The sequence below is a fragment of the Pannonibacter sp. Q-1 genome (genome assembly GCF_054073275.1).
The window spans coordinates 342,970-366,845 of record NZ_JBSXNB010000005.1; the positions used below are offsets into that span (position 1 = coordinate 342,970).

The 23,876-nt window shown below is 63.4% G+C and carries 23 protein-coding genes and 1 tRNA gene; 11 read left to right on the forward strand and 13 right to left on the reverse strand.

The annotated features are described in order from the left end of the window. Window positions 1-16: 16 nt before the first annotated feature. Window positions 17-544 carry a GNAT family N-acetyltransferase gene (locus ACVNHC_RS16500; protein WP_050474332.1) on the reverse strand — a complete coding sequence of 176 codons (528 nt, stop codon included), beginning with the start codon at window positions 542-544 and terminating at the stop codon, window positions 17-19. Between the two features lie 88 nt (window positions 545-632). On the opposite strand from ACVNHC_RS16500, the gene ACVNHC_RS16505 reads away from it, so the two are divergent. Together ACVNHC_RS16505 and lepA are read left to right on the forward strand one after the other, a co-directional pair. Continuing rightward, window positions 633-1,559 (forward strand): LysR family transcriptional regulator, encoded by a 927-nt coding sequence (locus ACVNHC_RS16505; RefSeq protein ID WP_050474333.1) that lies wholly within the window; start codon window positions 633-635, stop codon window positions 1,557-1,559. A 101-nt stretch (window positions 1,560-1,660) separates the two neighbouring features. Further along, window positions 1,661-3,466, forward strand: coding sequence for a translation elongation factor 4 (gene lepA, locus ACVNHC_RS16510; RefSeq protein ID WP_122519118.1), 1,806 nt, complete (start codon window positions 1,661-1,663; stop codon window positions 3,464-3,466). Between the two features lie 361 nt (window positions 3,467-3,827). Here lepA and ACVNHC_RS16515 read toward each other — a convergent pair whose 3' ends face one another. The 9 genes from ACVNHC_RS16515 to uxaC form a co-directional block, all read right to left on the reverse strand. After that, window positions 3,828-5,351 (reverse strand): UxaA family hydrolase, encoded by a 1,524-nt coding sequence (locus ACVNHC_RS16515; RefSeq protein WP_457168107.1) that lies wholly within the window; start codon window positions 5,349-5,351, stop codon window positions 3,828-3,830. Window positions 5,352-5,363: 12 nt separating this feature from the next. Next, a complete protein-coding gene (locus ACVNHC_RS16520) occupies window positions 5,364-6,785 on the reverse strand; it encodes a mannitol dehydrogenase family protein (RefSeq protein ID WP_457168109.1) in 1,422 nt (473 codons plus the stop codon). Beyond that, entirely contained in the window at window positions 6,775-7,515 is a 741-nt protein-coding gene (gene kduD / locus ACVNHC_RS16525) for a 2-dehydro-3-deoxy-D-gluconate 5-dehydrogenase KduD (protein WP_019963607.1), read from the reverse strand. The genes ACVNHC_RS16520 and kduD overlap by 11 nt, the downstream gene beginning before the upstream one ends. Beyond that, on the reverse strand, window positions 7,512-8,336 hold the full coding sequence (gene kduI / locus ACVNHC_RS16530) for a 5-dehydro-4-deoxy-D-glucuronate isomerase (RefSeq protein WP_050474338.1): 825 nt from the start codon (window positions 8,334-8,336) through the stop codon (window positions 7,512-7,514). Before kduI ends, kduD begins: the two co-directional genes overlap by 4 nt. Before the next feature lie 27 nt (window positions 8,337-8,363). Beyond that, window positions 8,364-8,678 (reverse strand): cupin domain-containing protein, encoded by a 315-nt coding sequence (locus ACVNHC_RS16535; protein WP_019963605.1) that lies wholly within the window; start codon window positions 8,676-8,678, stop codon window positions 8,364-8,366. A 13-nt stretch (window positions 8,679-8,691) separates the two neighbouring features. Beyond that, window positions 8,692-9,972 carry a TRAP transporter large permease gene (locus ACVNHC_RS16540; protein WP_122519122.1) on the reverse strand — a complete coding sequence of 427 codons (1,281 nt, stop codon included), beginning with the start codon at window positions 9,970-9,972 and terminating at the stop codon, window positions 8,692-8,694. A gap of 1 nt (window position 9,973) precedes the next feature. Next, on the reverse strand, window positions 9,974-10,486 hold the full coding sequence (locus ACVNHC_RS16545; RefSeq protein ID WP_457168113.1) for a TRAP transporter small permease: 513 nt from the start codon (window positions 10,484-10,486) through the stop codon (window positions 9,974-9,976). A 74-nt stretch (window positions 10,487-10,560) separates the two neighbouring features. Then, window positions 10,561-11,541, reverse strand: a complete 981-nt coding sequence (locus tag ACVNHC_RS16550; RefSeq protein WP_122519123.1) for a TRAP transporter substrate-binding protein — start codon at window positions 11,539-11,541, stop codon at window positions 10,561-10,563. A gap of 30 nt (window positions 11,542-11,571) precedes the next feature. Further along, window positions 11,572-12,981, reverse strand: a complete 1,410-nt coding sequence (gene uxaC / locus ACVNHC_RS16555; RefSeq protein WP_457168115.1) for a glucuronate isomerase — start codon at window positions 12,979-12,981, stop codon at window positions 11,572-11,574. 104 nt (window positions 12,982-13,085) lie between these two features. On the opposite strand from uxaC, the gene ACVNHC_RS16560 reads away from it, so the two are divergent. After that, entirely contained in the window at window positions 13,086-13,793 is a 708-nt protein-coding gene (locus ACVNHC_RS16560) for a GntR family transcriptional regulator (RefSeq protein WP_058898161.1), read from the forward strand. Between the two features lie 283 nt (window positions 13,794-14,076). Here the strand turns inward: ACVNHC_RS16560 and ACVNHC_RS16565 are convergent, their stop codons facing one another. After that, window positions 14,077-15,513 (reverse strand): helix-turn-helix domain-containing protein, encoded by a 1,437-nt coding sequence (locus ACVNHC_RS16565; protein ID WP_123193437.1) that lies wholly within the window; start codon window positions 15,511-15,513, stop codon window positions 14,077-14,079. 161 nt (window positions 15,514-15,674) lie between these two features. Here ACVNHC_RS16565 and ACVNHC_RS16570 point away from each other — a divergent pair, with 161 nt between their 5' ends. Beyond that, window positions 15,675-15,968 (forward strand): response regulator transcription factor, encoded by a 294-nt coding sequence (locus ACVNHC_RS16570; RefSeq protein WP_019963598.1) that lies wholly within the window; start codon window positions 15,675-15,677, stop codon window positions 15,966-15,968. 68 nt (window positions 15,969-16,036) lie between these two features. Here ACVNHC_RS16570 and ACVNHC_RS16575 read toward each other — a convergent pair whose 3' ends face one another. Continuing rightward, a complete protein-coding gene (locus ACVNHC_RS16575; RefSeq protein ID WP_163001181.1) occupies window positions 16,037-17,041 on the reverse strand; it encodes a helix-turn-helix transcriptional regulator in 1,005 nt (334 codons plus the stop codon). Window positions 17,042-17,166: 125 nt separating this feature from the next. Here ACVNHC_RS16575 and ACVNHC_RS16580 point away from each other — a divergent pair, with 125 nt between their 5' ends. Continuing rightward, window positions 17,167-17,445 carry a DUF1127 domain-containing protein gene (locus tag ACVNHC_RS16580; protein ID WP_163001182.1) on the forward strand — a complete coding sequence of 93 codons (279 nt, stop codon included), beginning with the start codon at window positions 17,167-17,169 and terminating at the stop codon, window positions 17,443-17,445. Between the two features lie 203 nt (window positions 17,446-17,648). Here ACVNHC_RS16580 and ACVNHC_RS16585 read toward each other — a convergent pair whose 3' ends face one another. Then, the gene (locus ACVNHC_RS16585) at window positions 17,649-18,623 is read right to left on the reverse strand and encodes a complex I NDUFA9 subunit family protein (protein ID WP_123193440.1); all 975 of its coding nucleotides are present in this window, start codon (window positions 18,621-18,623) and stop codon (window positions 17,649-17,651) included. A gap of 174 nt (window positions 18,624-18,797) precedes the next feature. On the opposite strand from ACVNHC_RS16585, the gene ACVNHC_RS16590 reads away from it, so the two are divergent. From ACVNHC_RS16590 to rpoN, 6 genes are all read left to right on the forward strand, one after another. Then, a tRNA-Leu gene (locus ACVNHC_RS16590) sits at window positions 18,798-18,883 on the forward strand. A 150-nt stretch (window positions 18,884-19,033) separates the two neighbouring features. Continuing rightward, complete coding sequence (locus ACVNHC_RS16595) at window positions 19,034-19,654, forward strand: ribonuclease D (protein ID WP_457168119.1); 621 nt, start codon at window positions 19,034-19,036, stop codon at window positions 19,652-19,654. Between the two features lie 254 nt (window positions 19,655-19,908). Beyond that, window positions 19,909-20,568: an LPS export ABC transporter periplasmic protein LptC gene (gene lptC, locus ACVNHC_RS16600; RefSeq protein WP_050474347.1), complete on the forward strand. Its 660-nt coding sequence runs from the start codon at window positions 19,909-19,911 to the stop codon at window positions 20,566-20,568. Continuing rightward, the gene (gene lptA / locus ACVNHC_RS16605; RefSeq protein WP_050474348.1) at window positions 20,565-21,110 is read left to right on the forward strand and encodes a lipopolysaccharide transport periplasmic protein LptA; all 546 of its coding nucleotides are present in this window, start codon (window positions 20,565-20,567) and stop codon (window positions 21,108-21,110) included. The genes lptC and lptA overlap by 4 nt, the downstream gene beginning before the upstream one ends. Before the next feature lie 96 nt (window positions 21,111-21,206). Next, complete coding sequence (lptB, locus tag ACVNHC_RS16610; RefSeq protein WP_457168269.1) at window positions 21,207-21,989, forward strand: LPS export ABC transporter ATP-binding protein; 783 nt, start codon at window positions 21,207-21,209, stop codon at window positions 21,987-21,989. Between the two features lie 72 nt (window positions 21,990-22,061). Then, on the forward strand, window positions 22,062-23,630 hold the full coding sequence (gene rpoN, locus ACVNHC_RS16615; protein WP_457168122.1) for an RNA polymerase factor sigma-54: 1,569 nt from the start codon (window positions 22,062-22,064) through the stop codon (window positions 23,628-23,630). The last annotated feature ends 246 nt before the right edge of the window (window positions 23,631-23,876 follow it).

Sequence of the window (23,876 nt, forward strand, 5' to 3'; positions counted from 1 at the left end):
TCACCGGGAGTGGGTATCAGATTGCAGAGCCGGCCGGCGGGGCGGCGGTGTCTGACAGCACCTTGACGACAAAGATCAGGTCCATCCACTGGCCGAACTTGAAGCCGACCTGCGGCAGGCGGCCTGTTTCGGTGAAGCCGAACCGGGCGTGCAGGGCGAGGGAGGCGGCATTATCCGCATCCACCGCGCCCACCAGCGTATGCAGCCCGGCGGCCTTGGCCCGCTCGATCAGCTCTGCCAGAAGCGCCTTGCCGGTGCCTTTGCCCTGCGCCGCCTTGCTGACATAGATCGAGTGCTCCATGGTCAGGTTGTAGCCCTCCTTGGCACGGAAGGGGCCGTAGCTGGCGTAGCCCAGAAACCCGCCATCCTCATCAACGGCGACGATCACCGGCAGGCCTGCGGCCTGACGGCCCTCCAGCCATTTCTTGCGGTCCTCCAGCGTTTCAAGCCGGTCGGTCCAGATAGCCCGGAGCTCCCGCACGGCGGTGTTATGGATGTCGAGAAGGGCGGGCAGGTCGTCGTGGGTGGCGGGGCGCAGAAGCATGGTTCAGGTTCCGGATTGCATTAGATTTCTGCTTTCTATACCCTCTGAATGCAAAAGAAATTATCCGATCCATAAGAAAACTCAATCGATGGACTTCGATCAGCTGCGCACTTTCGACCGTGTGGTGCGTGACGGCAGCTTCACCCGCGCCGCTGCCCGGCTCAATGTCACGCAGGCGACCGTTTCCATGCGCATCAAGGCGCTGGAAGATGCGGTGGGCGGGTCATTGTTCCTGCGCGGGCGCAATGTGCGCCTGACGGATGTGGGCATCAGCTTCCTGCCCTACTGCCGGCGCATGCTGGGCGTGATGCAGGAGGCGCGTGAGGCTCTCAAGCGCGCCGAGCGCGGACGTGTCGCCATCGGTACGCTCAGCACCATGATCATGCCGCTGGTCAGCCGCGCGCTGCTGCGGTTCCAGCGCCGTCATGCCGGGGTGGATGTGATTGTGCGCGATGGCCGCCACACACATGTGGCCACCATGCTGCATGAGCGTGAGGTGGATCTGGCCGTCATGTGCTGGCCCAACATCGATCCGCTGCTGACCCATGTGGAGCCGCTGTTCGTGCTGCGCGAGGATCTGCCGCTGGTGGCGGCCCCTGCCGTGGCGGAGCGGATCGGCGAGGCACCGGATATGCAGGAGGCCCTGCGCCTTGCGCCGCGCTTCCTCAATCTGCGCTGGTGGCAGATCGCACCGGCGCGGATGACGTCGCTGACCCTCGCCGCTCCCTCCTGTGTGGAGCTTCCAACCGAGCCGGGGCGCTATCTGGTGGAGGCGGGCGAGGGGATCGGCTTCTTTGTCCGCTCGGCCGTCGAGGCGTCGCTGGCAGCGGGGCGTCTCGTCGAAATCCGCCCCGCCGACTTCGAGCCGCTGACCCGTGACATTGCGCTGGTGGTGCAGTCGCGCAAATCACTCGAGCAGGAAATGCTGCTCGACTTTGCCCTCGAAATTGCAGACGAAGCAGCCCGGTTCGGCACCATCCTGCGCCGCGATTTGCCGCCCCGGCCCGGGATTTGAGTCAAGTCTTCGCATCAGGGTTAAAAAATACGCCGGAAACCCATGCGTCAACCGCTGCAATCCCCTTTGCGGAAGCCAAAGGGAGTGGTAAACGGGCAACCATGACGAGCCAGCCCATTTCCAATATTCGCAACTTCTCCATCGTGGCCCATATCGACCACGGCAAGTCCACGCTTGCGGACCGTCTCATCCAGATGACGGGCACGCTGACGGACCGGGAGATGACCGATCAGGTTCTTGACTCGATGGACATCGAGCGGGAACGCGGCATCACGATCAAGGCGCAGACCGTGCGCCTCGTCTACAATGCCAAGGACGGGCAGCAATATATCCTGAACCTGATCGACACGCCGGGCCACGTGGACTTCGCCTATGAGGTCTCGCGCTCGCTGGCGGCCTGCGAGGGCTCGCTGCTGGTGGTCGATGCCAGCCAGGGCGTGGAAGCCCAGACGCTGGCCAACGTCTATCAGGCCATCGACAACAACCACGAGATCGTCACCGTCCTCAACAAGATCGACCTGCCCGCCGCCGAGCCGGACCGGGTGAAGGAACAGATCGAGGAAGTGATCGGCATCGATGCCACCGATGCCGTGATGATCTCCGCCAAGACAGGCCTTGGCATCGAGGATGTGCTGGAAGCCATCGTCACCCGTCTGCCGGCGCCGAAGGGCGACAGGGACGGGCCGCTCAAGGCCATGCTGGTGGACAGCTGGTACGATCCCTATCTGGGCGTGATGGTGCTGGTGCGCATCATCGACGGCACGCTGAAGCGCGGCCAGCGCATCCGCATGATGGGCACGAATGCGTCCTATGAAGTGGACCGCGTCGGCGTGATGACGCCGAAGTTCCTGCAGGTGGACCAGATCGGCCCCGGCGAGATCGGCGTTCTGACCGGTTCCATCAAGGAAGTGGCCGACACCCGCGTGGGTGACACGATCACCGACGAGCGCAAGCCCTGCGCCGAGGCGCTGCCGGGCTTCAAGCCGGCGCAGCCGGTGGTGTTCTGCGGCCTCTTCCCGGTGGATGCGGGAGACTTTGAGGATCTGCGCGCTGCCGTCGGCAAGCTGCGCCTCAACGATGCCAGCTTCTCCTTCGAGATGGAAACCTCTGCGGCACTGGGCTTCGGCTTCCGCTGCGGCTTCCTCGGCCTCCTGCATCTGGAAATCATCCAGGAGCGCCTGTCGCGCGAGTTCGACCTCGACCTCATCGCCACGGCGCCTTCGGTGGTCTACCAGATGACGCTGACCGACGGCTCGGAGATGGAGCTGCACAACCCGGCGGACATGCCGGATGTGGTGAAGATCCAGGAGATCCGCGAGCCGTGGATCCGCGCCAACATCATGACGCCGGATGAATATCTCGGCTCCATCCTGAAGCTGTGCCAGGAGCGGCGCGGCGTGCAGGTGGATCTGGCCTATGTCGGCTCGCGTGCCATGGTCACCTATGACCTGCCGCTGAACGAAGTCGTCTTCGACTTCTACGACCGCCTCAAGTCCATCTCAAAGGGCTATGCCTCCTTCGACTATTCCTTGTCGGATTACCGCGAGGGCGACCTCGTCAAGATGTCGATCCTAGTCAACGAGGAGCCGGTCGACGCCTTGTCGATGCTGATCCACCGCTCCCAGGCCGAGCGCCGTGGCCGTGCCATGTGCGAGAAGCTGAAGGATCTGATCCCGCGGCACATGTTCAAGATCCCGATCCAGGCTGCCATCGGCGCCCGGGTGATCGCCCGCGAAACCCTCGCCGCCCTGCGCAAGGACGTGACCGCCAAGTGCTACGGCGGCGACGCCACCCGCAAGCGCAAGCTTCTGGAGAAGCAGAAGGAAGGCAAGAAGCGGATGCGTCAGTTCGGCAAGGTCGAGATCCCGCAGGAAGCCTTCATCAAGGCTCTGAAGATGGACGAATGAAAGAAAATACCCGGCGAGCCTGCTCTGCCGGGTATTGTTTTCAGTCTGCAAGGATCTGCCAAGGCATGGCGCCAGCGCCATGCCTTGAGGTCGTTGACAAAGCAAGAGCTCTCCTCTTTCGTCATGGTCGGGCTTGTCCCGACCATCTGCAAGCCATTGATTTGGTTAGATCCTCGGCACAAGGCCGAGGATGACGATGGAGAGGCCGAAGGTTTGTCAGCAATCTGAAGGCATGGCGCCAGCGCCATGCCTTTTTCATTGTACCAAGGCTTTCGATGCTGACGCATCACGCCTTGAAAATGCTCAAGCGCCGCACGGGCTTGACCAACTCTCGATAAGTCAGGCTCATCGAGAGTTGGTATTACATCACGGCACCAACCTGCCAGGGCACGAACTCGTTGTCGCCGAGGCCGAGGGCTTCGGACTTCGACTTCTGGCCCGAGGCAACCGCAAGGATCATGCCGAGGATTTCCTCGCCCTTGGCTTCCAGGCTGATGCCTTTCGACAGCACGTCACCGGTGTTCAGGTCCATGTCTTCCGGCATGGCATTGAACAGGATGTCATTTGTGGCCACCTTGATGGTGGGTGCGGGCTTCGAGCCGAAGGCAGAGCCGCGGCCCGTGGTGAAGACCACCAGCTGCGCACCGCCCGCAATCTGCCCCGTTGCCGAGACAGGGTCATAGCCGGGGGTGTCCATGAACACGAGGCCGGGCTCGGTCACCTGTGCGGCATAGTCGTAGAAGGCGGTCAGCGGCGTGGAGCCAGCCTTTGCAACGGCGCCCAGCGACTTTTCCAGAATGGTCGTCAGCCCGCCCGCCTTGTTGCCGGGGCTCGGGTTGTTGTCCATGCTGCCGTCGTTCATCCCGGTGTAATGCTCCCACCAGCGGATGCAGCCGATGAGATCGTCTGCCACCTTCTGGGTGGCGGCGCGGCGCAGCAGCAGCTGTTCGGCACCGTAGATTTCCGGCGTTTCCGACAGGATCACCGTGCCGCCAAGGCCGACGATCATGTCCGATGCCTTGCCAAGCGCAGGGTTGGCGGTGATGCCGGACAGGCCGTCCGAGCCGCCGCACTGCAAGCCGATGCGCAGGGCCGAGACAGGGCAGGGCTGGCGCTGTGCCTTGTTCACCTCGGGCAGGATCTCCAGCACCTTGGCCTTGATGGCCGCGATGGTGGCACGGGTGCCGCCGGTGTCCTGAATGGTCAGGCCGTGGAAATGGCCGGCCCCTTCCGCCCCGAAGGTGTGCTTCATGCGGGCGATCTGCATCACCTCGCAGCCGAGGCCGACAAAGACAGCCGCCCCCACGTTGGGATGGGTGGCGTGGCCCCACAGCACGCGCTGCAGGATGTCAAAGCCGCGCCCTTCCGAGGCCATGCCGCAGCCGGTGCCATGGGCAAAGGCGACGATGCCATCCACATTCGGATAGTCTTCGAGCACGCCGGAGTTTTCAAGCTCGAAGGCTGCCCGGCGGATCACGGTGGCAGAGCAGTTTACCGTGGCACACAGGGCGATGAAGTTGCGGGTGCCAACCCGGCCGTCCTTGCGAACATAGCCGTCGAAGGTGCGCGGGGCGGGCGAGGGCACGGCAGCCTTCGCCCGCTCCAGATCGGCACCGGTCTGATACTGCTGATCGTGGTCCCCGAAGGCGCAGTTGTGGGTGTGCACGTGCTCCCCGGCGGCAATGCCCTTGCTGGCCCGGCCGATGATCTGGCCGAACTTGAGGATTTCCGCTCCTGTGGGGATAGCGGTCAGGGCCACCTTGTGGCCCGGAGTGAGGGGTGTGGCGAGTGGCACACCCAGCCCGAGAGGATCGCTGCCTGCGGCAAGGCGCTCCTTCACGATACCCACATTGTCGTCGGGATGAAGAACGATCAGCTGGCTCATGGCTTGCCTCGGTTACAGGGACTGCAAGGTCTTGCGGGCACCCTGGCTCAGCAGCAGGCCAAGGGCCTCTGCCACCGGGGCCTGCAGCTGGCTGGCAAGGGCGGGATCAAAGATCTCGCGCACGCCCAGAAGGGCTGCGGCCTTGCCTTCCGCCGTTGCGGCGCTGTCGAAGAGCTCACGCAGGCGTGCGGCCAGCGGGTCCTTCACCTCGATCGGCACACCCGTCTCGTCCACACCACCCACATAGCGCATCCATGCGGCCACCGCGAGCATCAGGCGCGGGCTGTTGCGGCCGGCCTTCAGGTTCTCGCCCAAGGTGGAGAGAATGCGCTGCGGCAGTTTCTGGCTGCCGTCCATGGCGATCTGCCAGGTGAGGTGGCGGATGCCGGTGTTGGCAAAGCGGGCCTTGAGGGCTGCTGCATAGCCGGCGAGATCCACGCCCGGCGGTGGGGTGAGCGCGGGGATGATCTCCTCGCTCCACAGGCGGGTGACGAAACCGGCCAGAGCCTCATCGGCCATGGTGTTGGCGATCGTCTTGTGGCCCGAGAGGTAACCGAGATAGGCGAGCGAGGAATGCGCACCGTTCAGCATGCGCAGCTTCATGTGCTCGTAGACGGCAACATCGGACACCAGCTCGACGCCGACGGCACCGAGATCCGGGCGCTCGCCGCCCACGAAGTCATCCTCGACCACCCACTGGCGGAACGGCTCATGCACCACGAGGCCGTCTTCATTGCGGCCGGTGACGGCGGACAGGCGCTCGATGTCTTCCGGTTTGGTCGCCGGGACGATGCGGTCCACCATGGTGGAGGGGAAGCGGCCTTCGCGCTCGATCCAGTCCGCAAGGGCCGGGTCGATGAGGCGGGCGAGATCCAGCACGACGCCGCGCACCACCTTGCCGTTGTGGGGCAGGTTATCGCAGGTCATGACGGTGAAGGGGGCAAGGCCAGCGGCAAAGCGGCGCTGCAGGGCACGCACCAGATAGCCCGGCGCGGAGACGGGCAGGGCGTTGACCAGATCCTTCTGGATGTCCGGATGGGACTGGTTCAGGCGGCCGGTGCTCGGCTCGTGGCAATAGCCCTTCTCGGTGACCGTCAGCGTGACGATCTTCACATCGGGGCTGGCCATGGCGGCAAGCACGGCATCCGGGCTTTCCGGGGCCACCAGCACATCACGGATGATGCGCACGTCGCGGCGGGTTTCCCCGTCGGGGCCCAGCTCCACGGCGGTGTATTCGAAATTGCGCGGTGCCATGCGGTCGCGCGTCGCCGGGCTCTGCAGCGAAACGCCGGTGATGGCCCAGTTGCCGCCGGAGCGGGCAACGGCTTCCTCGATGAAAATGGCACCATGGGCTCGGTAGAAGGCACCAAGCCCCAGGTGGACGATGCCCACCTTGGCATTCACGACACGTTCGATTTCCAGATCAGCGGGCAAGCCAGCCTCCGTCAACATTCAGCACTGCACCATGGATGTAATTGGCAGCCGGAGAGGCAAGGAACACGGCGGCTTCGCCGATGTCCGAGGCCTGGCCCCAGCGGCCGGCAGGGATGCGCTCAAGGATGGCCTTGTTGCGCACCGGGTCCGCCCGCAGTGCTTCGGTATTGTTCGTTTCGATGTAACCGGGGGCGATGGCATTCACATTGATGCCCTTCGCCGCCCATTCGTTGGCCAGAAGCTTGGTGATGCCTGCAACACCATGCTTCGAGGCCGTGTAGGACGGCACCCGGATACCACCCTGGAATGACAGGAGCGAGGCAATGTTGACGATCTTGCCATTTCCTCCACGGCCAAGAACGGCCTTGCCGAAGGCCTGGCAGGTGAAGAACACGGCCTTCAGGTTCACGTCCATCACCTCATCCCAGTCGGCCTCGGTGAAATCCACCGCATCGGCGCGCCGGATGATGCCCGCGTTGTTGACGAGAATGTCCACCGGTTCGGCAGAGAACACGTCACGGGCGGCCATCGGGTCGGCGAAGTCGAGCACCAGTTCGCGCGCCTTGCCCTTGCTGCCAGCAATGAGGCCAACGGTCTCCGCACAGGACGAGCGTCCCGCGCAGATGACGTCCGCCCCGGCGCGGCCAAGCGCCATGGCGATGGCCTGACCGATGCCCGTATTGGCACCGGTCACAAGGGCGGTCTTGCCCTCAAGCGAGAAGGGGTTCACCGCAGATCCTCCATGGCGACCATTTCCACGTCCTTGTAGTCGACGTTGTCGCCGGCCATGGCCCAGATGAAGGTATAGCTGCCGGTGCCTGCGCCGCAGTGGATGGACCAGGGCGGGGAGACCACCGCATCCTCGTTCTTCATCACCAGATGGCGGGTCTCCTGCGGCTCGCCCATGAAGTGGAACACGCGCTGCTCCGGCTTCATGTCGAAATAGAGGTAGGCTTCCATGCGGCGGTCATGCACGTGGGCGGGCATGGTGTTCCAGACAGAGCCGTTGTGCAGCTGGGTGTAGCCGACGACGAGCTGGCAGGAAGTCATCACCGCCGGATGCACGAACTGGTAGATGGTGCGGTCGTTGGAGGTCTCGGCCGAGCCGAGCTTGACCTTCTCGGCTTCGCCGATGCGGATCAGGCGGGCCGGATAGGCAGCGTGGGCCGGAGCGGAGAGAATGTAGAAGCGGCCTTCGCCTTCGAAGGTCACCTTGCCCGAGCCCAGCGGCAGATAGAGCACGTCGCCGCGCTCCATGGCGTAGGTTTCGCCTGCTGCAGAGACCTTGCCGCTGGCGCCGACATTGACGACGGCCATCTCGCGGCGGTCGAGGATGCTGGCGGTGCCGCATTCCTTGACCTGATCCAGCACCAGCGGCGCGCCCGAGGGCACGGCGGCGCCGACGATCATGCGGTCATAGTGGGTGTAGACGAGGCGGATCTCTCCGGCAGCAAACAGGCTGCCCATGTGGAAATGCTTGCGCAGCTCTTCCGTGTCCATCCGCTTTGCGGTCTGCGGATCAATGGCGTGGCGGGTTTCGACGGTCAGCATGGAACGGATCCTTCCTTAACTTCAAACTCAGAGAAAATCGTCACGGCGGGGCGTGAAGGTGTCGATCAGGGTGCCGGGCTCAAGGCAGCGGCAGCCATGGATGGCCATGGAGGGGATGACGAAACTGTCGCCCGGCCCCACCTCGGTCTCCTTGCCGTCCACCTGAAACAGAAAACGGCCGCTTTCCACATAAGTGGACTGGATGTGCGGGTGGTTGTGCAGCTTGCCCTCGGCCCCCTCGTGGCCGAAGCGGAAGGCAACGACCATGAGTTCCGGGCTTTCGGACAGAACCTGGCGGGTGACGCCAGGATCTGCAGGGACAGCGGGATAGGTCTTCAGCATGGGACAGTCAGCCTCAATGGAAGAGTGAAGGGAGCCAGAGCGAGAATGCCGGCACATAGGTGACCAGCATCAGCACGGCCATGGCCGCCCCGTAGAAGGGCCAGATGGTCTTGATGGCATCCCAGACGGAGATCCGCCCCACGGCACAGCCGACGAAGAGCACGGCGCCCACGGGCGGGGTGCACAGGCCGATGCCGAGGTTGAGGATCAGGATCACGCCGAAATGCACCGGATCGACACCAAAGGCGGTGGCCACGGGGAGGAAGATTGGCGTGGTGATGACGATCAGCGGCGACATGTCCATGAAGGTGCCGAGGAACAGCAGGGCGACGTTGATCAGCAGCAGGATGATGATGGGATTGTCGGAGACGCCGCGCAGCAGTGCGACCATTTCCGCCGGTACCTTCAGGAAGGCCATCAGCCAGCCGAAGGAGGCCGCGCAGCCGATGACCAGCAGCACCATGGCCGTGGTGCGCACCGCCGCGAAAGTGGAGGCGGTGAAATTTTCCCAGGTCATGGTCCGGTAGGCCAGAACCGTCACCACCAGCGCATAGACCGCAGCGATGCACGAGCTTTCGGAGGCGGTGAAGACGCCCGAGCGCACGCCGAAGAAGATGATGCCGATGAGCAGCAGGCCGGGAATGGCATTGGCGAAGAGCCAGCCAAGCGCCTGCCAGCCGGGGAAGGCTTCGGTGGGATAGCCGCGGCTGCGCGCCACCCACCAGGCGGCCATCATCAGGCTGAGTGCCAGAAGGAAGCCGGGGATGATGCCTGCCGTGAACAGATCGGCGATGGAGATACGCCCGCCTGCCGAGATCGAATAGATGATCATGTTGTGCGAAGGCGGGATCATCAGGGCGATGATCGAGGACACCACCGTCACATTGACCGCATAGTCGACGCCGTAGCCGCGCTCCTTCATCTGCGGGATCATCAGCCCGCCGATGGCCGAAGCATCGGCCGCTGCGGAGCCGGAGATCCCGCCGAACATGACGGACGCGGTGATGTTCACCTGGCCAAGGCCGCCGCGAAGATGCCCGACAGCGGCCCCCGCAAGAGCCACGAGACGGCGGGCAATGTCACCGCGCACCATCAGTTCGCCGGCGAAGATGAAGAAGGGAATGGCCATCAGCGCGAAAACGGAAACACCCGAATTCAGCCGCTGAAACACGATGACCGGCGGCATGCCGAGATAGAGCACCGTCAGCAGCGACGAGATGCCGAGGCAGAAGGCCACCGGCGTGCCGATGAGCAGCAGGACGGCAAAGGAGCCGAACAGAATCCAGAGTTCCATCTCATGCCTCCTGCATGTCGGTTTCGCCGAAGCGGGCGGTTGGCAGGCCTGCGGCCCGGCGGGCGATGCGCTCCAGCGAGAACAGGAAGACGAGAATGCCGCCGCCGATCAGCGGGGCGAAATCATAGGCACCGGAGATGCCGATGGACGGCAGCTTCACGTTCCAGGCAGACAGGGCAAGCTGCAGCCCGTACCAGAACATGCCTGCCCCGAAGAGGGCGACGAGGGAATCCGACACGGTGTAGAGAGCCAGTTTGGCTTTCACCGGAATGACGTAGAGCAGCACGTCGAAGCTGAGGTGATAGCCTTCCCGGATGCCGACTGCGGCGCCGAAGAAGATGAACCAGCCCATGAGGATGACCGCGAGCGGTTCACTCCAGATGAGGCTGTCGTTCAGAACGTAACGGAAAAAAACCTGAGCCGAGATAATGGCGGTCATCAGGACGAGACCGGCGCCAGCCAGCCAGAGAGCGAGGCGAGCGATGAGGCCCAAAGCCTGCGCGATTGATTTCATGGTGTCCTGCACCTGACGTCTCCACGCAAAAGAAGGCCCGTGCCGCAGGGCGCGGCACGGGTTTGGGCTTCACATCACTCGGTTGCCTGAATGCGGGCAACGAGATCCTTCAGCTTGTCGGACGTCACGTGCTTCTCGTAGACCGGCTTCATCGCGTCGATGAAGGGCTGCTTGTCGATGTCCGTGACGACCGTGGCACCGGCAGCGCGCACCTTGTCCTCCGAGGCCTTTTCACGGGCCTGCCACATCTCGCGCATCATCGGCACGGAGTCCTTGGCGGCCTGGCGGACGGCGGCCTGGTCTTCGGCGCTGAGCTTGTCCCAGGATGCCTTGGACATCACCAGCACTTCCGGAACGATCAGGTGCTCATCCAGCGTGTAGTAGCCTGCGACCTCGAAGTGGCCGGAGGATTCATAGGACGGCCAGTTGTTTTCTGCCCCGTCGATGACGCCGGTCTGGATCGAGGAATAGACCTCGCCATAGGGCATCGGGGTGGCATTGGCGCCGAGGGCGGACATCATGTCGACGAAGATGTCCGACTGCATGACGCGGACCTTCATGCCCTTCAGGTCGTCGATGGTTTCGATCGGCTTCTTGGCATTGTAGAAACTGCGCGAACCGCCGTCGTAGAAGGCGAGGCCGACATAGCCATGCGGTTCAAAGGCGGTAAGGATTTCCTCGCCGATCGGGCCATCCATCACCTTGTGCATGTGATCAACCGAACGGAAGATATAGGGCAGCGAGACAACCTTGGTTTCTTCAACGAGGTTGTTGAAGGGGCCCATCGAGACGCGGTTCATGTCGATGACGCCGAACTTCGTCTGCTCGATGGTGTCCTTTTCCTGGCCGAGCTGAGCCGAGTGGAACACTTCGATGCAGAGTTTGCCGCCGGTGCGCTCCTCGAGCATCTTGCCCATGGCCTTGACGGCCTCGACGGTCGGATAGCCGTCCGGGTGGGTATCAGATGACCGGAGCGTTACCTCGCAGGCCGTTGCAGCCCCGGTCATCATTACACTTGCCAGCAGTGTGGCTTTCGCAATCTTCATGAATGTCATTTGGTTCTCCTCCCAAGTGAACGGCCCTCCTCAGAGCCGGTAGGCTTGCTTGGCAAGCCTGTAGGTGACGTCATAGGCGACCTCACCCGCCTCGTCCTGGTCCAGCCGCCCTGTGGCGACCAGATGGGCGAGGTAAGCGCAATCCACGCGCCGGGCCACATCGTGGCGGGCGGGGATGGAACAGAAAGCACGGGTGTCGTCGTTGAAGCCGACGGTGTTATAGAAGCCCGCAGTTTCCGTAACCTGCTGACGGTAGCGCATCATCCCTTCCGGGCTGTCGAAGAACCACCAGGCGGGCCCCAGCTTCAGGGCCGGGTAAACGCCGGCGAGCGGTGCAAGCTCGCGCGAGTAGGTGGTTTCATCGAGCGTGAAGGCGATGATGGATACATCGTCCCGCATGCCGACTGCATCCAGCAGCGGCTTGAGCGAGCGCACATAGTCGGTGCGGCTCGGGATATCGAAGCCCTTGTCGCGGCCAAAGGTGTTCAGCACCGGGCCGGAATGGTTGCGCGAGCTGCCGCAGTGGATCTGCATGACGAGGCCGTCGTCAATGCTCATGCGGGCCATCTCGGTCAGCATCTGGCCACGGAATGCATCTGCCTCCTCCGCAGTGCATGCGCCGCGCAGCGCCTTGTCGAAAAGATGAGCCGCCTCAGCTTCGCTCAGATTCTCGGTGCGGGCCGTGGCATGGCCATGATCACTCGAGGTGGCGCCGCCCTGCTCCTTGAAATAGGCGCGGCGGATGCGGTGGGCTTCCAGATAACCGGACCACGTCGTGGCATCGGTGCCGCACAATTCGCCCAGCTTCTCGACGGTTTCGGTGAAGCCGGCATATTCCGGGTCAACGGCCTGATCCGGGCGGTAGGCGGTGACGACACGCCCCTTCCAGCCGCTTTCGCGGATCATGCGGTGCCACTTCAGATCGTCCAGGGCGCCTTCCGTGGTGGCGATCACCTCGATGCCGAAACGCTCGAACAGGGCGCGGGGGCGGAACTCGGGACGCTGCAGGCAATCGGCGATGTGATCATAGGTCTCGTCTGCGGTTTCCGCAGACAGGCGCTTGGTCACGCCGAACACGTCCTGGAAAGCGTGATCCAGCCACATGCGCGACGGAGTGGCACGGAACAGGTGATAATTGGAGGCAAAGATGCGCCAGATCTTGCGGCCATCGGTCTCCGTCCAGCCGCCGTCGGCGCGCGGCACGCCGAGGCTCTCCAGCTTGATGCCCTGCGAGCAGAGCATGCGGAAGACGTAGTGATCCGGGGTGACGAAGAGCTGGGCCGGGTCCGGGAAGGGATTGTTTTCTGCAAACCAGCGCGGGTCCGTATGACCATGCGGGCTGATGATCGGCAGATCCTTCACGCCTTCGTAAAGGCCGCGCGCAATGCTGCGAACGCCGGGTTCAACGGGGAACAATCTGTCAGAATCCAGCAGCGCCACGCTTGCTCTCCTCCCGAATGATGACTTAAGCCGGAGAACGGCTCTTTTCTTCGCGTATTTCAGCTAATATGCTAGTATCCAAAAGGAGTCAATGGGAGGAAAAAATGCCGGATTCGCTACACCTGCAAGCGCTGGAACCTGTCGGGCGGCCGCTCGTCGCCGATGCGGTTTTCGAGCAGCTCCACCGGCAGATCCTGTCGCTGGAACTGCCGCCCGGCGCCAAGATTTCGGAGATCGACGTAGCCAGGGCGATGGGGGTTTCGCGCCAGCCCGTGCGCGATGCCTTCTACCGTCTGTCCAAGCTCGGCTTCCTGCACATCCGGCCGCAGCGGGCCACATCCGTGTCGGTGATTTCCGAGCGTGCCGTGTTTCAGGCGCAGTTCATCCGCACCGCCATCGAGGCGGAAACCGTGCGCGTGGCCTGTGCCCAGCTGACGGAGGCAGATCATCAGGCGCTGGTGGATATCATCGAGCAGCAGCGCGAAGCCGTCACAGGCCAGCGGCCGCTGGATTTTCATGCGCTGGACGATCTCTTCCACAAGGAGATCTGCGAACGCTCCGGTCACGCCCATGCCTGGGAAATGATCCGCGAGAACAAGGCGCATATGGACCGGGTGCGCTTCCTGTCGCTGGCCTTCGCCTCGCAGGATGCCTTTGACGATCATTGCCGGGTGCTGGAGGCCATCCGCCAGCGCGACGCCGATGCGGCGGTTGCCCAGATGCGCAGCCACCTTGCCCGCATCCGCCAGCAACTGGAACGCATCCGCGCCGGCCACATGAAGTACTTCGCCCACGAGACGGGAGAGGCGTGAGGGGAAGCGGTTTCAGGGGGGATGAGACGGAATTGCCCCGCCACAGACTCGGCGTCGCCCCGGACGCAGCGGAGCGGAGATCCGGGGGCCACTCGCTTCCAGAGCGGTGAAACTGAAGCGCGGCGCAGGGGCTAACTTAAGTTCGCTCTGCACTGCGGCTTGAGACAACGGAAGCTCTCTGCAAACGAGTAGACCCCGGCTCGCGCTCCGCTTGGCCGGGGTGACTCGGTGCCTGCTGCCAGTGTGTGCTCCACAGTACCGGCCTTTCACCTCTTCTCCCGCTTCACCGCAGCGAAAACGGCACGATGCCGCGGGAGTCGCGTTCCACCTGGATTTCCTTGTCGAGGGCGGGGAAGGCCCGTTCCGGGCAGCTGGCGCGGGGGCAGATGCGGCAGTTGATGCCGATGCGGGCCGGGTTTACCCGGTCCGTCAGGCCCAGTTCATCGCCATAGACCAGCATGTCCGCATATTTCAGCTCGCAGCCAAGGCCAAGGGCATAGCGCCGCTCGCGCTCGCCGAAGCGGGTGGCGGGCTTGGAAATGCTGCGGGCCAGGCAGAGATACTGCGTGCCGTCCGGCATCTCGCCCACCTGCGCCGAGACGCGGCCCTCGTTCAGCTCAAAGGCCTCATGCACGTTCCACACGGGGCAGGAGCCGCCGTAGCGGGCGAACTGGAAGCGGGTGGCGCTGTGCCGTTTGATGACATTGCCCGCCCGGTCCACCTTCAGGAAATAGAAGGGCACACCCTTTTCCCCCGTTCGCTGCAGGCTGGAGAGCCGGTGGCAGATCTGCTCAAGGCTTGCCCCCGTCGTTACCATCAGCCGGTCGAGGTCATGCCGGTAGGATTTGGCGAGGGACAGGAAGGCGCCGTAAGGCAGAAGCAGGGCGCCCGCGAAATAGTTGCGCAAGGCGAGGCGGCAGATCTCCCGTGCCGCCAGCGTGGAGAAACCGGCCTTTTCCACATGACTGGAAATGAGCTTCTCCGCCGTCAGGTCCGCAACGATACAGCCCAGCTGGAATTCCATGGCCGGGCGCGGCAGGCCCCGGTCCAGCGTCACGAGCCTTGCGCGGGCATCAAAGGCGACGATGGCGCCATCTGCCGCCTGCCGTTCGGTGACGTCCACCCGCACGCCGTGGGTGTCCCGCAGCCAGGCACTGAGCCGGCCGAAACGGTCCGGCGTCCAGGCAAGGCTCAGTTTGCTGGCCAGTTCCTCGGCGCTCACATCCAGCGCATCGACATAGTTGTCGATGTAGTGGAAATGGTCGCGCACCTGATCATAGGGCGGGGTCATGCGCGGGGCACGGCCGCTGGTCTCCCCATGGGCGTCAATGGCATCGTCCAGCGAGGCCTGCTGCTCACTCATGCGCCTGAGGGTGCCGTAGAGATCCAGAAAGGCGCGGGCGAAGTCCGGCGTGTGGGTGGCAACGCTCTTCAGGTCCTGCAATCCGACGCTGCCGTCATGAAAGCGGGTGTCCGCCAGCGCCTCGCCAAGGTCGGCCACCAGCCGGTCAAGGTCGCTCGCCTCGAAACTGGCGAGGTCGGCACCGAACTCACGGCTGACGGCGATCAGCACCGAGGCGGAGACCGGGCGGATGTTGCTCTCCAGCTGGTTCACATAGGAGGGCGACAGATCCAGCCGGCTGGCAAAGGCCACCTGCGTGAGACCTGCCCGTTCGCGCAGCTTGCGCAGCACATGTCCGGCAAAAAGCTTTCTGGCCATCGGTTTCTCAAATTGCGAAGATTTTACAGTTTAACATGACACACTTTTGCATATCGCAGAAGGCCCGCCAAATGGCTATGGTCCTTGCATCACACAGGCCCGGGAGGAGGTGGCTGCCCGGGAGGCGCCGCCGGACGGGCCTGCAACGAAAGGGAGCGCACATGCTGGATCAAGTCGTGGAGAGCTGGCACCATCCGGTCGAACTGCATCCGGTGATGCCGAAGCCTGTTGCCGGACTGACGGTATCGCAGGAGCGGGTTGCCCTGCTCACCGAGCGCCAGAAGGACGTGATGCGCATGCTGGCCGATGGTCTGATCAACAAGCAGATCGCGCACCGCCTCGACATCAGTGTCGCCACCGTGAAGACCCACATTGCTGCCGCCGTGCGCCGCATGCGCGCCAAGAACCGCATTCACGCGGTGGCAATGCTGATTCGCGCCGAGGGTGGTTGCTGACAAGCCCGTGTGGCGCCTGAGTCTTGCCAGGGCAGCCAGGCAAACAGCTTCTGGGAGGAAGCCGCCGCTCATCCCTGATGGGCCGCGGACATCGCGGCGAGTTCCGCCGCGAAGAGAGGCCGGAGGGCGCTGGGCTCGATGAGCTCGGCGCCCGGGCCCAGCCAGCGCAGCAGCGGGAACAGCCGGGCCTGCGTTGTGTCCGTCAGGGTGATTCGCACCTTGCCGTTTCCCGCCGGTGAAAATACCGCATGCCGGTAGTACCAGTCCCGTGCCAGCGTGCGGGCCTGCTCATCACTCACCAGAATGATGCCGGACGGGTCTTCCGACTGCCAGCGCCGCATGGCGCGGGACAGCCAGGCACCATTCAGCAGGGCCTGCACCGAAAATTCCTTCGGCGGACGGAAGCGCAGGCCGCTGACCTCCATGTTGAAGATGCGGTCGGCCCGGTAGATCCTGAGGTCATCCGCCTCGACGGAGCGGCCTGCCAGATACCAAAGATCCCGGTCGAAGATGACGCCTAGCGGCTCCACCTCATGGGCGCGCGGTTCCTTCCGGCTGGGGTTATGATGCTCGAAGCGCACGCGGCGGCCTTCCAGCAGCCCTTCCATGAACCGGTCCAGCGCTTCCTGCCAGCCTGCATTGGGCTCGATCGAGGGCGAATCATGGAAAATGTCCGGCGGCAGCGGCTCGACCCCGACGATTCGCTCGCCGTTTGTCAGCAGCTCCTGCGCCGGGCGGGGCAGGGAAGCGATGAGCTTGCGCTCCGCCGTTTCAAGATCAGCCGCCAGCGGCGTGGTGCGCAGGCCGCGCGCCACCGACAGCACGATCAGCAGCGCCGCCGTCTCGCGGCGCGTCAGGGCGACGGGCGGCTGGATATAGCCCTTGGCAAGGCGGTAACCGCCCTCCGCCCCGCGCTCTGCCTCCACCGGCACGCCAAGCGCAATGAGCCGGTCCACATCCCGGTATATGGTGCGCAGCGACACCTGGAACCGCTCCGACAGGGCGGTGGCCGTCACCAGCTTGCCGCTGCCAAGCAGCAGCAGGATGCCAAGGGCACGTTCGATCGGGTTCATGTCGGCCTGCCGGTTTTCAGGTAACAAAAAAGAATCAGAATGAGAACATAACAGGATCAAACCTGACTCGCAGCTGTCAGGTTTGGGCTGGCATCCTTGCTTTCACTGGCCCGGCAAGAAGGGACTTGAGCGGGCGCGTGAGAGGAGACAGGACGATGCATGGAAACGAAACTTCAGACCGCAAGGCATCCGCAGCATCAGGGTTCCTGCCGTATCTGGCGGGCATTCTGGCACAGTTCAGAGACTGGCTCCATGAGGAGCGCCTGCGCCGCATACGCCGCCGCAACATCGCGCATCTGGATGAGAGGCTGCTCAAGGACGTCGGGCTGACGCCATCGGGCCACTGGCTGGAGCCGAGGCGGAAAAAGGGCGCGAGCACCCAAAAGAACAGGGGCGTCAAATGACGCCCCCAGAGAATCGCCCCTCTCGATCGTCATACCGGACGGAGCGAAGCGCGAGCCGGGATGACGATGGGGGCAAAAAATGAGGGGCGCCAAATGACGCCCCTGCAAATTCAACCGTGTTCCGTGGCCCTTCAGGCCACTCAGAATCCCTTTCTCTGCGTGGCCCTTCAGGCCACCCAGAAACCCTTTCTCTGCGTGGCCCTTCAGGCCACGCGGTGGGCATCATACTGCCCGTGCTCGCGGAAGCGGGTCAGGTAGGACGGCAGGATGGCAGCGAGCGAGGACGGGTTGATGCCGAGCCCGGCCAGAGTGCGGCCTTCGGCTTCGGCAGCTGCCGAAACCACGTTGTCCACACGCAGCATCTTCACCTGGTCCACCGTCAGCAGCGGCTTGGGCAGCAGCTGCAGCACCCGGGCCTGCATTTCGGCCGCACCAAAGGGCAGCGGCAGCAGCAGGCGCTTGCGGCGGGTGATCTCCAGCATCAGCTCAAGGCATTCCTTGAAGCTCTTCACTTCCGGGCCGCCCAGTTCGTAGACGGTGCCCGGCTTGCAGCCGCCGTCCACAGCCTTGGCAACCGCGGCGGCAACATCACCGACGTAGACCGGCTGGAACTTCGTGACCCCGCCGCCGACGAGCGGCAGGACCGGGGACATGCGCGCCATGGCGGCGAAGCGGTTGAAGAAATCATCTTCCGGGCCGAACACGATGGACGGGCGCAGGATGACGCTGTCCGGCAGCGTCTCCAGGACACCAGCCTCGCCGGCGGCCTTGGAACGGGCATAGGCGGCGGGGGATGCTGCGTCAGCGCCGATGGCCGAGACGTGGACGATGCCGTTCAGGCCTGCAGCGCGGGCGGCTTCCGCAATGGCGCGCGGTCCGAAGCCCTGCACGGCATCAAAGCTCTGGCGGCCGGACTGATAGAGAATCCCCACCAGATTGACGACCGCATCCGCCCCCTCGACGGCGCGGTCCACAGACCAGCGGTAACGCAGGTTCGCCTGAACCGGCATGATCTGGCCAACGCCGCCCAGCGGCTGCAGGTGCTCGGCCAGATCCGGACGGCGCACAGCTGCGCGAATCCGGTAGCCGCGGCGTGCCAGTGCAAGCACCACATGGCGGCCGAGAAAGCCGGAAGCACCGAAGACGGTAACGAGTTTTCCATTGAGCGCCGAATGCATAGCGGCCGGCTCCTTGTCGCGTCACTTGAAGCAATGGGCCGCCCGGATGGCGGCGCACCTTGGGTTCTTAGCCCTTTGCTCCCCGCCTGTGAAGGCGGCATGTGTGCAAATGCATTTTTCTCTCAAAAGGACGATTGACAAGCCCTCAGAGCACCCCTAAAAGCCCTCCTCACAGCCCAGGTGGCGGAATTGGTAGACGCACTAGTTTCAGGTACTAGCGCTCACAAGGCGTGGAGGTTCGAGTCCTCTCCTGGGCACCAAATTTCTGGATCACTACCAAGGTCCAGATCGAAAAGGTCCGCGAAAGCGGGCCTTTTTCGCTTTCAGGCCTCCTTCATGACTGCGCCGGATCTTGCCCGGTGCCGGGGAATGTGCTGAAAGAACCCGACGCAACTTCAGGATTTCCGCCGATGACCATCCGTTACCACAAGAACGACCTGCCCGATCTGTCCCACTACGAGGGTGTGGAGGCCGTGGCTGTGGACACGGAAACCCTGGGTCTCAACCCGCACCGCGACCGGCTCTGCGTGGTGCAGCTGTCGCCCGGCGATGGCACGGCGGATGTGGTGCAGATCGCCCGGGGCCAGAATTCGGCGCCGAATCTCGCTCGCCTCTTCACCGATCCGGCCAAGGTGAAGATTTTCCACTTCGCCCGCTTCGATCTGGCGGTACTCTACCAGTATCTCGGCATCACCGTGTCGCCGGTCTGGTGCACCAAGATTGCCTCCAAGCTGGTGCGCACCTACACGGACCGGCACGGCCTGAAGGACATCACCCGTGAGCTGGTGGGTGTGGACCTGTCGAAGCAGCAGCAGAGCTCGGACTGGGCGGCTGAAACGCTGACGGATGCGCAGCTTGCCTATGCGGCTTCCGACGTGCTGCACCTTCATGCGCTGCGCGCCCAGCTGCAGATGATGCTGGAGCGTGAAGAGCGCACCGGTTTTGCGCAGGCCTGTTTTGAGTTCCTGCCCACCCGTGCAAGGCTTGATCTGCTTGGCTGGGAAGAACAGGATATTTTTGCACATAGCTGAACAGGCGCTTCCGGCTGCTTGATTGTCCTTGCGTTGCATCTTTTTAACGTTCGTCGCATACCCCATATGCGGATGCATGTTTGGAAGGCAGAGTGACGCAATTCCCGCATGGCGTGCAGATGCGCGATCACGGTGCGGTGAGCCTGTGGGTGCGGCCATGAATCCGGCGCAAGTCTGCGCCAGGTGAATGGGGCCGGCCCCTTGCAGGCGGGGTTCGCATGACGGTGTGACGCGGCCGTGAGCCGGGAGAGAAGATGGATCAGACGACACAGCGCTCCGGGAATGTGACAGGCGGGCGGGTCAACAAGGCCCGTGCAAACGCACGCCGTCATTCAGGCCGTGTGCGTGCGCTTCGCATCCTGCTGCCTGTGCTTGGGCTGGTCGTGCTGCTGGGCATGGGCGGGCTGATCTTCGTCTTCAATCTCCTCAACAGCCTCGGCATTGGCAATGTGACGCTGACTTCCGAGGGGCTGGTCATGGACCGGCCGGAACTGTCAGGGAATGATGGTGAGCGCACCTACCGGGTTCTGGCCGAGCGTGCGATCCAGCGCCTGACCAATCCGCGCATCATCGACCTGGAAATGATCACGGCAGAGATCGTCTCCAACCCGGAAGAAAAAGCGCAGATCACGTCCGACAAGGGCACCTATGACAGCAGCGCCGAGACGCTGAAGCTGTTCGAGAATGTCAGGATCAACTGGAGCGGCAAATATGCCATCGAGTTCCAGCGCGTTGATGTGGACATGAAGACGGGCGCGGTCGTGACCGACCGGGCGATGCAGGTGCAGTCGGACGGCGGTGATATTCAGGCCAATGGCTTCACATATGATCAGGAAAATGGCATTGCCCGTTTCACTGATGGTATCAAGATGGTGCTGCGACCCGGCGCCAACAAAACGGAGAACCCGCAATGAAGGGTATCAGGACTTTGCTGACCCTCGCCGCACTGGCGATTGTACCCGTCGGGGCCTCCGCCCAGACCTTCAACAACGCGTTCCAGGGCTTCGGTCAGGACAATGACAAGCCCATTCAGATCGAGGCCAGGGAGCTTCAGGTCGAGGACAACTCCAAGGTGGCAACCTTCACCGGCGACGTGGTCGTGGTGCAGGGGGAGACCACGCTGAAGACCCAGCGCCTGAAGGTGTTCTACGATGGCTCGGCCACCCAGGGCGCCCAGCAGGATATCTCGCGCCTCGAGGCTTCCGGCCGTGTCTTCATCACCTCGAAAGACCAGACGGCAACGGGCGATGAAGCCAACTTCGACATGGCCACAAACATGATGGTGATGACCGGCCGCGAGGTCGTGCTCAGCCAGGGGCCGAATGTGGTTGTCGGCAACAAGCTGACGGTCAATCTCACCACCGGTCAGGCGGATCTTGAAGCGCCCAAGTCGGGCCGTGTGAAGGTCCTCATTCAGCCCAACAGCCTGAACAACACTCCGCCCGCCGGAAACTGAGCCTGTCTTCCGCCGCAAGGGAGAGCGGCGGCCGGCTGGCCCAGGGTGTGTGCAAGAGCTGTCTCTTACCGTCAGGATGCTTCCCGCGTGAAATGGTTGCCCTTCCCCTTCTCCGGCCGTGACGCCGCCGGTCCTGTATCCGACGAAGCCTATGCCGGCGGCGCATTGACGGTCGAAGGCATCGGCAAAAGCTACCGCAAGCGCCAGGTGGTCAAATACGTCTCGCTGACCGTCAACCCGGGCGAGTCCGTCGGGCTGCTGGGGCCGAACGGGGCGGGCAAGACGACCACCTTCTACATGATCACGGGTCTCATCCGCCCGGATCAGGGGCAGATTACCCTCTCCGGCTTCGATATCACCAGCCTGCCCATGTACCGCCGCGCCCGCCTCGGCATCGGTTACCTGCCGCAGGAGGCCTCGATCTTCCGGGGCCTCAACGTGGAAGACAACATCCGCGCGGTGCTGGAAGTGGTGGAACCAGACAAGCGCCAGCGCGAAGCCGATCTGGACGGGCTTCTGGCCGAATTCGGCCTCACCCATCTGCGCAAGTCGCCCTCCATCGCCCTGTCGGGGGGCGAGCGCCGCCGCGTGGAAATTGCCCGCGCGCTGGCAACCCGCCCGTCCTTCATGCTGCTGGACGAGCCTTTTGCCGGTATCGATCCCATCGCCGTGGGCGACATCCAGCAGCTGGTGCGCCATCTCACCCAGCGCGGCATCGGCGTGCTGATCACCGACCATAATGTCCGCGAAACGCTTGGCCTCATCGACCGCGCCTATATCATCGCGTCGGGCGAAGTGCTGACGGAAGGGGCCCCGCATGACATCGTGGCGGACCCGGATGTGCGCCGTCTTTACCTCGGAGAGCAATTTACGCTTTGAACAGGGCGGTGGTGCTAGGTTATAAGCAAGAAACGGACCAAAAAGCACCAGGATAGGAAACGCCCCCCGCCCATGGCAATCTCGACCAAGCTTGAGATGCGGCAAAGCCAGTCGCTGATCATGACGCCGCAGCTCATGCAGGCGATCAAGCTGCTGCAAATGTCCAATCTCGATCTGGTTGCCTATGTGGAGGCGGAACTGGAGCGTAACCCCTTGCTGGAGCGCACGGAAAGCGGCGACGGCACTGGGGCGGCCGACGGGCAGGGCGGTGACCACGATGGCGCCTCCGATGCATCCGGCGGGGATGATTTCGAGGCCGGCGGCGGCGAGTTCAGCAGCAGCGATGGTGCCCCCTCCGAGTGGCTGAAGAGCGACCTTGAGCCGCAGGCCGAGAGCATCGCGTCGCAGATGGACACCGACCTCGGCAATGTATTTCCCGATGAGCCCGGCGTCTCCGCAGCGCCGGAACCGGCCTCGCTTCTGGGCATCGACAGCCACCGGGCGAGCAGCTCAGCCTCCTCCGAGGACTATAATCTCGAAGCCTTCGTGGCGGAGGAAGAATCCCTCATTCAGGTGCTGATGGACCAGATGCATCTGGCCTTTGCCGATCCGGTGGACAAGATCATCGGCCAGCACCTGATCAACAGCCTCGATGAAAACGGCTATCTGCAGCTCGATCTGGAGGAAGCCGCTGCGCAGCTCGGCATTCCTGCGGCCCGCATCGAGGCCGTTCTTGCCGTGATGCAGGGGTTCGAGCCGTCCGGCGTCTTTGCCCGTTCGCTGGCCGAGTGCCTGGCCCTCCAGCTGAAGGAGCGCAACCGCTTCGACCCGGCGATGGAAGCCATGATCGCGCATATCGAGCTGCTGGCGCGCCATGACTATCCGGCGCTGCGCCGCATCTGCGGCGTGGATGAGGAAGACCTTGCCGACATGATCGCCGAGATCAAGGCGCTGGACCCGAGGCCTGGCCGCGCCTATGGCTCGTCGATCGTGCAACCAATGGTGCCGGATGTGCTGGTGCGCCCTGCTTCTGACGGCGGCTGGACGGTGGAGCTGAACACCGACACCTTGCCGCGCGTGCTGGTCAACCAGACCTATTTCGCCTCCATCACCCGCACGGCTCGCAACGAGACCGAGCGCAGCTATCTGACCGATTGCCTGCAGACAGCGAACTGGCTGGTGAAGAGCCTCGACCAGCGGGCCAAGACCATCCTCAAGGTTGCGACCGAAATCGTGCGCCAGCAGGATGGCTTCCTGACCTATGGCATCGAGCACCTGCGGCCGCTGAACCTCAAGACCATTGCCGATGCCATCGGCATGCATGAATCCACGATCAGCCGTGTCACCTCAAACAAGTACATGGCAACGCCGCGCGGCATCTTCGAGCTGAAGTATTTCTTCTCTTCCGCCATCTCGGCGACGGAAGGGGGCGATGCCCATTCGGCGGAGGCGGTGCGCCACCGCATCAAGCAGATGATCGATGCCGAATCGCCGGACGATATACTTTCCGACGACACGATCGTGAAGCGCCTCAAGGACGACGGCGTGGACATCGCCCGCCGCACTGTGGCCAAATACCGCGAGGCCATGCACCTCGGCTCTTCCGTGCAAAGACGCAGGGAAAAGAAGGGCTTGTCCTGAAGACAGCAAAAATTAATCGGACTCTCGTCCAGTAGGTGCTCACAAAGCCAAATTGTGATCCTATATGTTTTGGACGGGAGGTTTGATCCGCCCGGCCACTGAGGCTGTCAGAGCCGCCAATTGACTTTATGGGCAGTGCCGCCTATAGCACCGCCCGCGAAAGCAATGTCTGGGGTGTGGCGCCGAAGTGCCGTTTGGGTCATGCTGTTCCGTCCGGGGCGAAAGCTCCGTGAGCCGGCTCCCGCC

Bases quoted from the DNA above. Each gene is read 5' to 3' on its own strand.
- ACVNHC_RS16500 (WP_050474332.1), bottom strand. From the start codon at position 544: ATGCTTCTGCGCCCCGCCACCCACGACGACCTGCCCGCCCTTCTCGAC.
- ACVNHC_RS16505 (WP_050474333.1), top strand. From the start codon at position 633: ATGGACTTCGATCAGCTGCGCACTTTCGACCGTGTGGTGCGTGACGGC.
- lepA (WP_122519118.1), top strand. From the start codon at position 1,661: ATGACGAGCCAGCCCATTTCCAATATTCGCAACTTCTCCATCGTGGCC.
- ACVNHC_RS16515 (WP_457168107.1), bottom strand. From the start codon at position 5,351: ATGAGCCAGCTGATCGTTCTTCATCCCGACGACAATGTGGGTATCGTG.
- kduI (WP_050474338.1), bottom strand. From the start codon at position 8,336: ATGCTGACCGTCGAAACCCGCCACGCCATTGATCCGCAGACCGCAAAG.
- ACVNHC_RS16535 (WP_019963605.1), bottom strand. From the start codon at position 8,678: ATGCTGAAGACCTATCCCGCTGTCCCTGCAGATCCTGGCGTCACCCGC.
- ACVNHC_RS16540 (WP_122519122.1), bottom strand. From the start codon at position 9,972: ATGGAACTCTGGATTCTGTTCGGCTCCTTTGCCGTCCTGCTGCTCATC.
- ACVNHC_RS16545 (WP_457168113.1), bottom strand. From the start codon at position 10,486: ATGAAATCAATCGCGCAGGCTTTGGGCCTCATCGCTCGCCTCGCTCTC.
- ACVNHC_RS16550 (WP_122519123.1), bottom strand. From the start codon at position 11,541: ATGACATTCATGAAGATTGCGAAAGCCACACTGCTGGCAAGTGTAATG.
- ACVNHC_RS16560 (WP_058898161.1), top strand. From the start codon at position 13,086: ATGCCGGATTCGCTACACCTGCAAGCGCTGGAACCTGTCGGGCGGCCG.
- ACVNHC_RS16565 (WP_123193437.1), bottom strand. From the start codon at position 15,513: ATGGCCAGAAAGCTTTTTGCCGGACATGTGCTGCGCAAGCTGCGCGAA.
- ACVNHC_RS16570 (WP_019963598.1), top strand. From the start codon at position 15,675: ATGCTGGATCAAGTCGTGGAGAGCTGGCACCATCCGGTCGAACTGCAT.
- ACVNHC_RS16575 (WP_163001181.1), bottom strand. From the start codon at position 17,041: ATGAACCCGATCGAACGTGCCCTTGGCATCCTGCTGCTGCTTGGCAGC.
- ACVNHC_RS16585 (WP_123193440.1), bottom strand. From the start codon at position 18,623: ATGCATTCGGCGCTCAATGGAAAACTCGTTACCGTCTTCGGTGCTTCC.
- ACVNHC_RS16595 (WP_457168119.1), top strand. From the start codon at position 19,034: ATGACCATCCGTTACCACAAGAACGACCTGCCCGATCTGTCCCACTAC.
- lptC (WP_050474347.1), top strand. From the start codon at position 19,909: ATGGATCAGACGACACAGCGCTCCGGGAATGTGACAGGCGGGCGGGTC.
- lptA (WP_050474348.1), top strand. From the start codon at position 20,565: ATGAAGGGTATCAGGACTTTGCTGACCCTCGCCGCACTGGCGATTGTA.
- rpoN (WP_457168122.1), top strand. From the start codon at position 22,062: ATGGCAATCTCGACCAAGCTTGAGATGCGGCAAAGCCAGTCGCTGATC.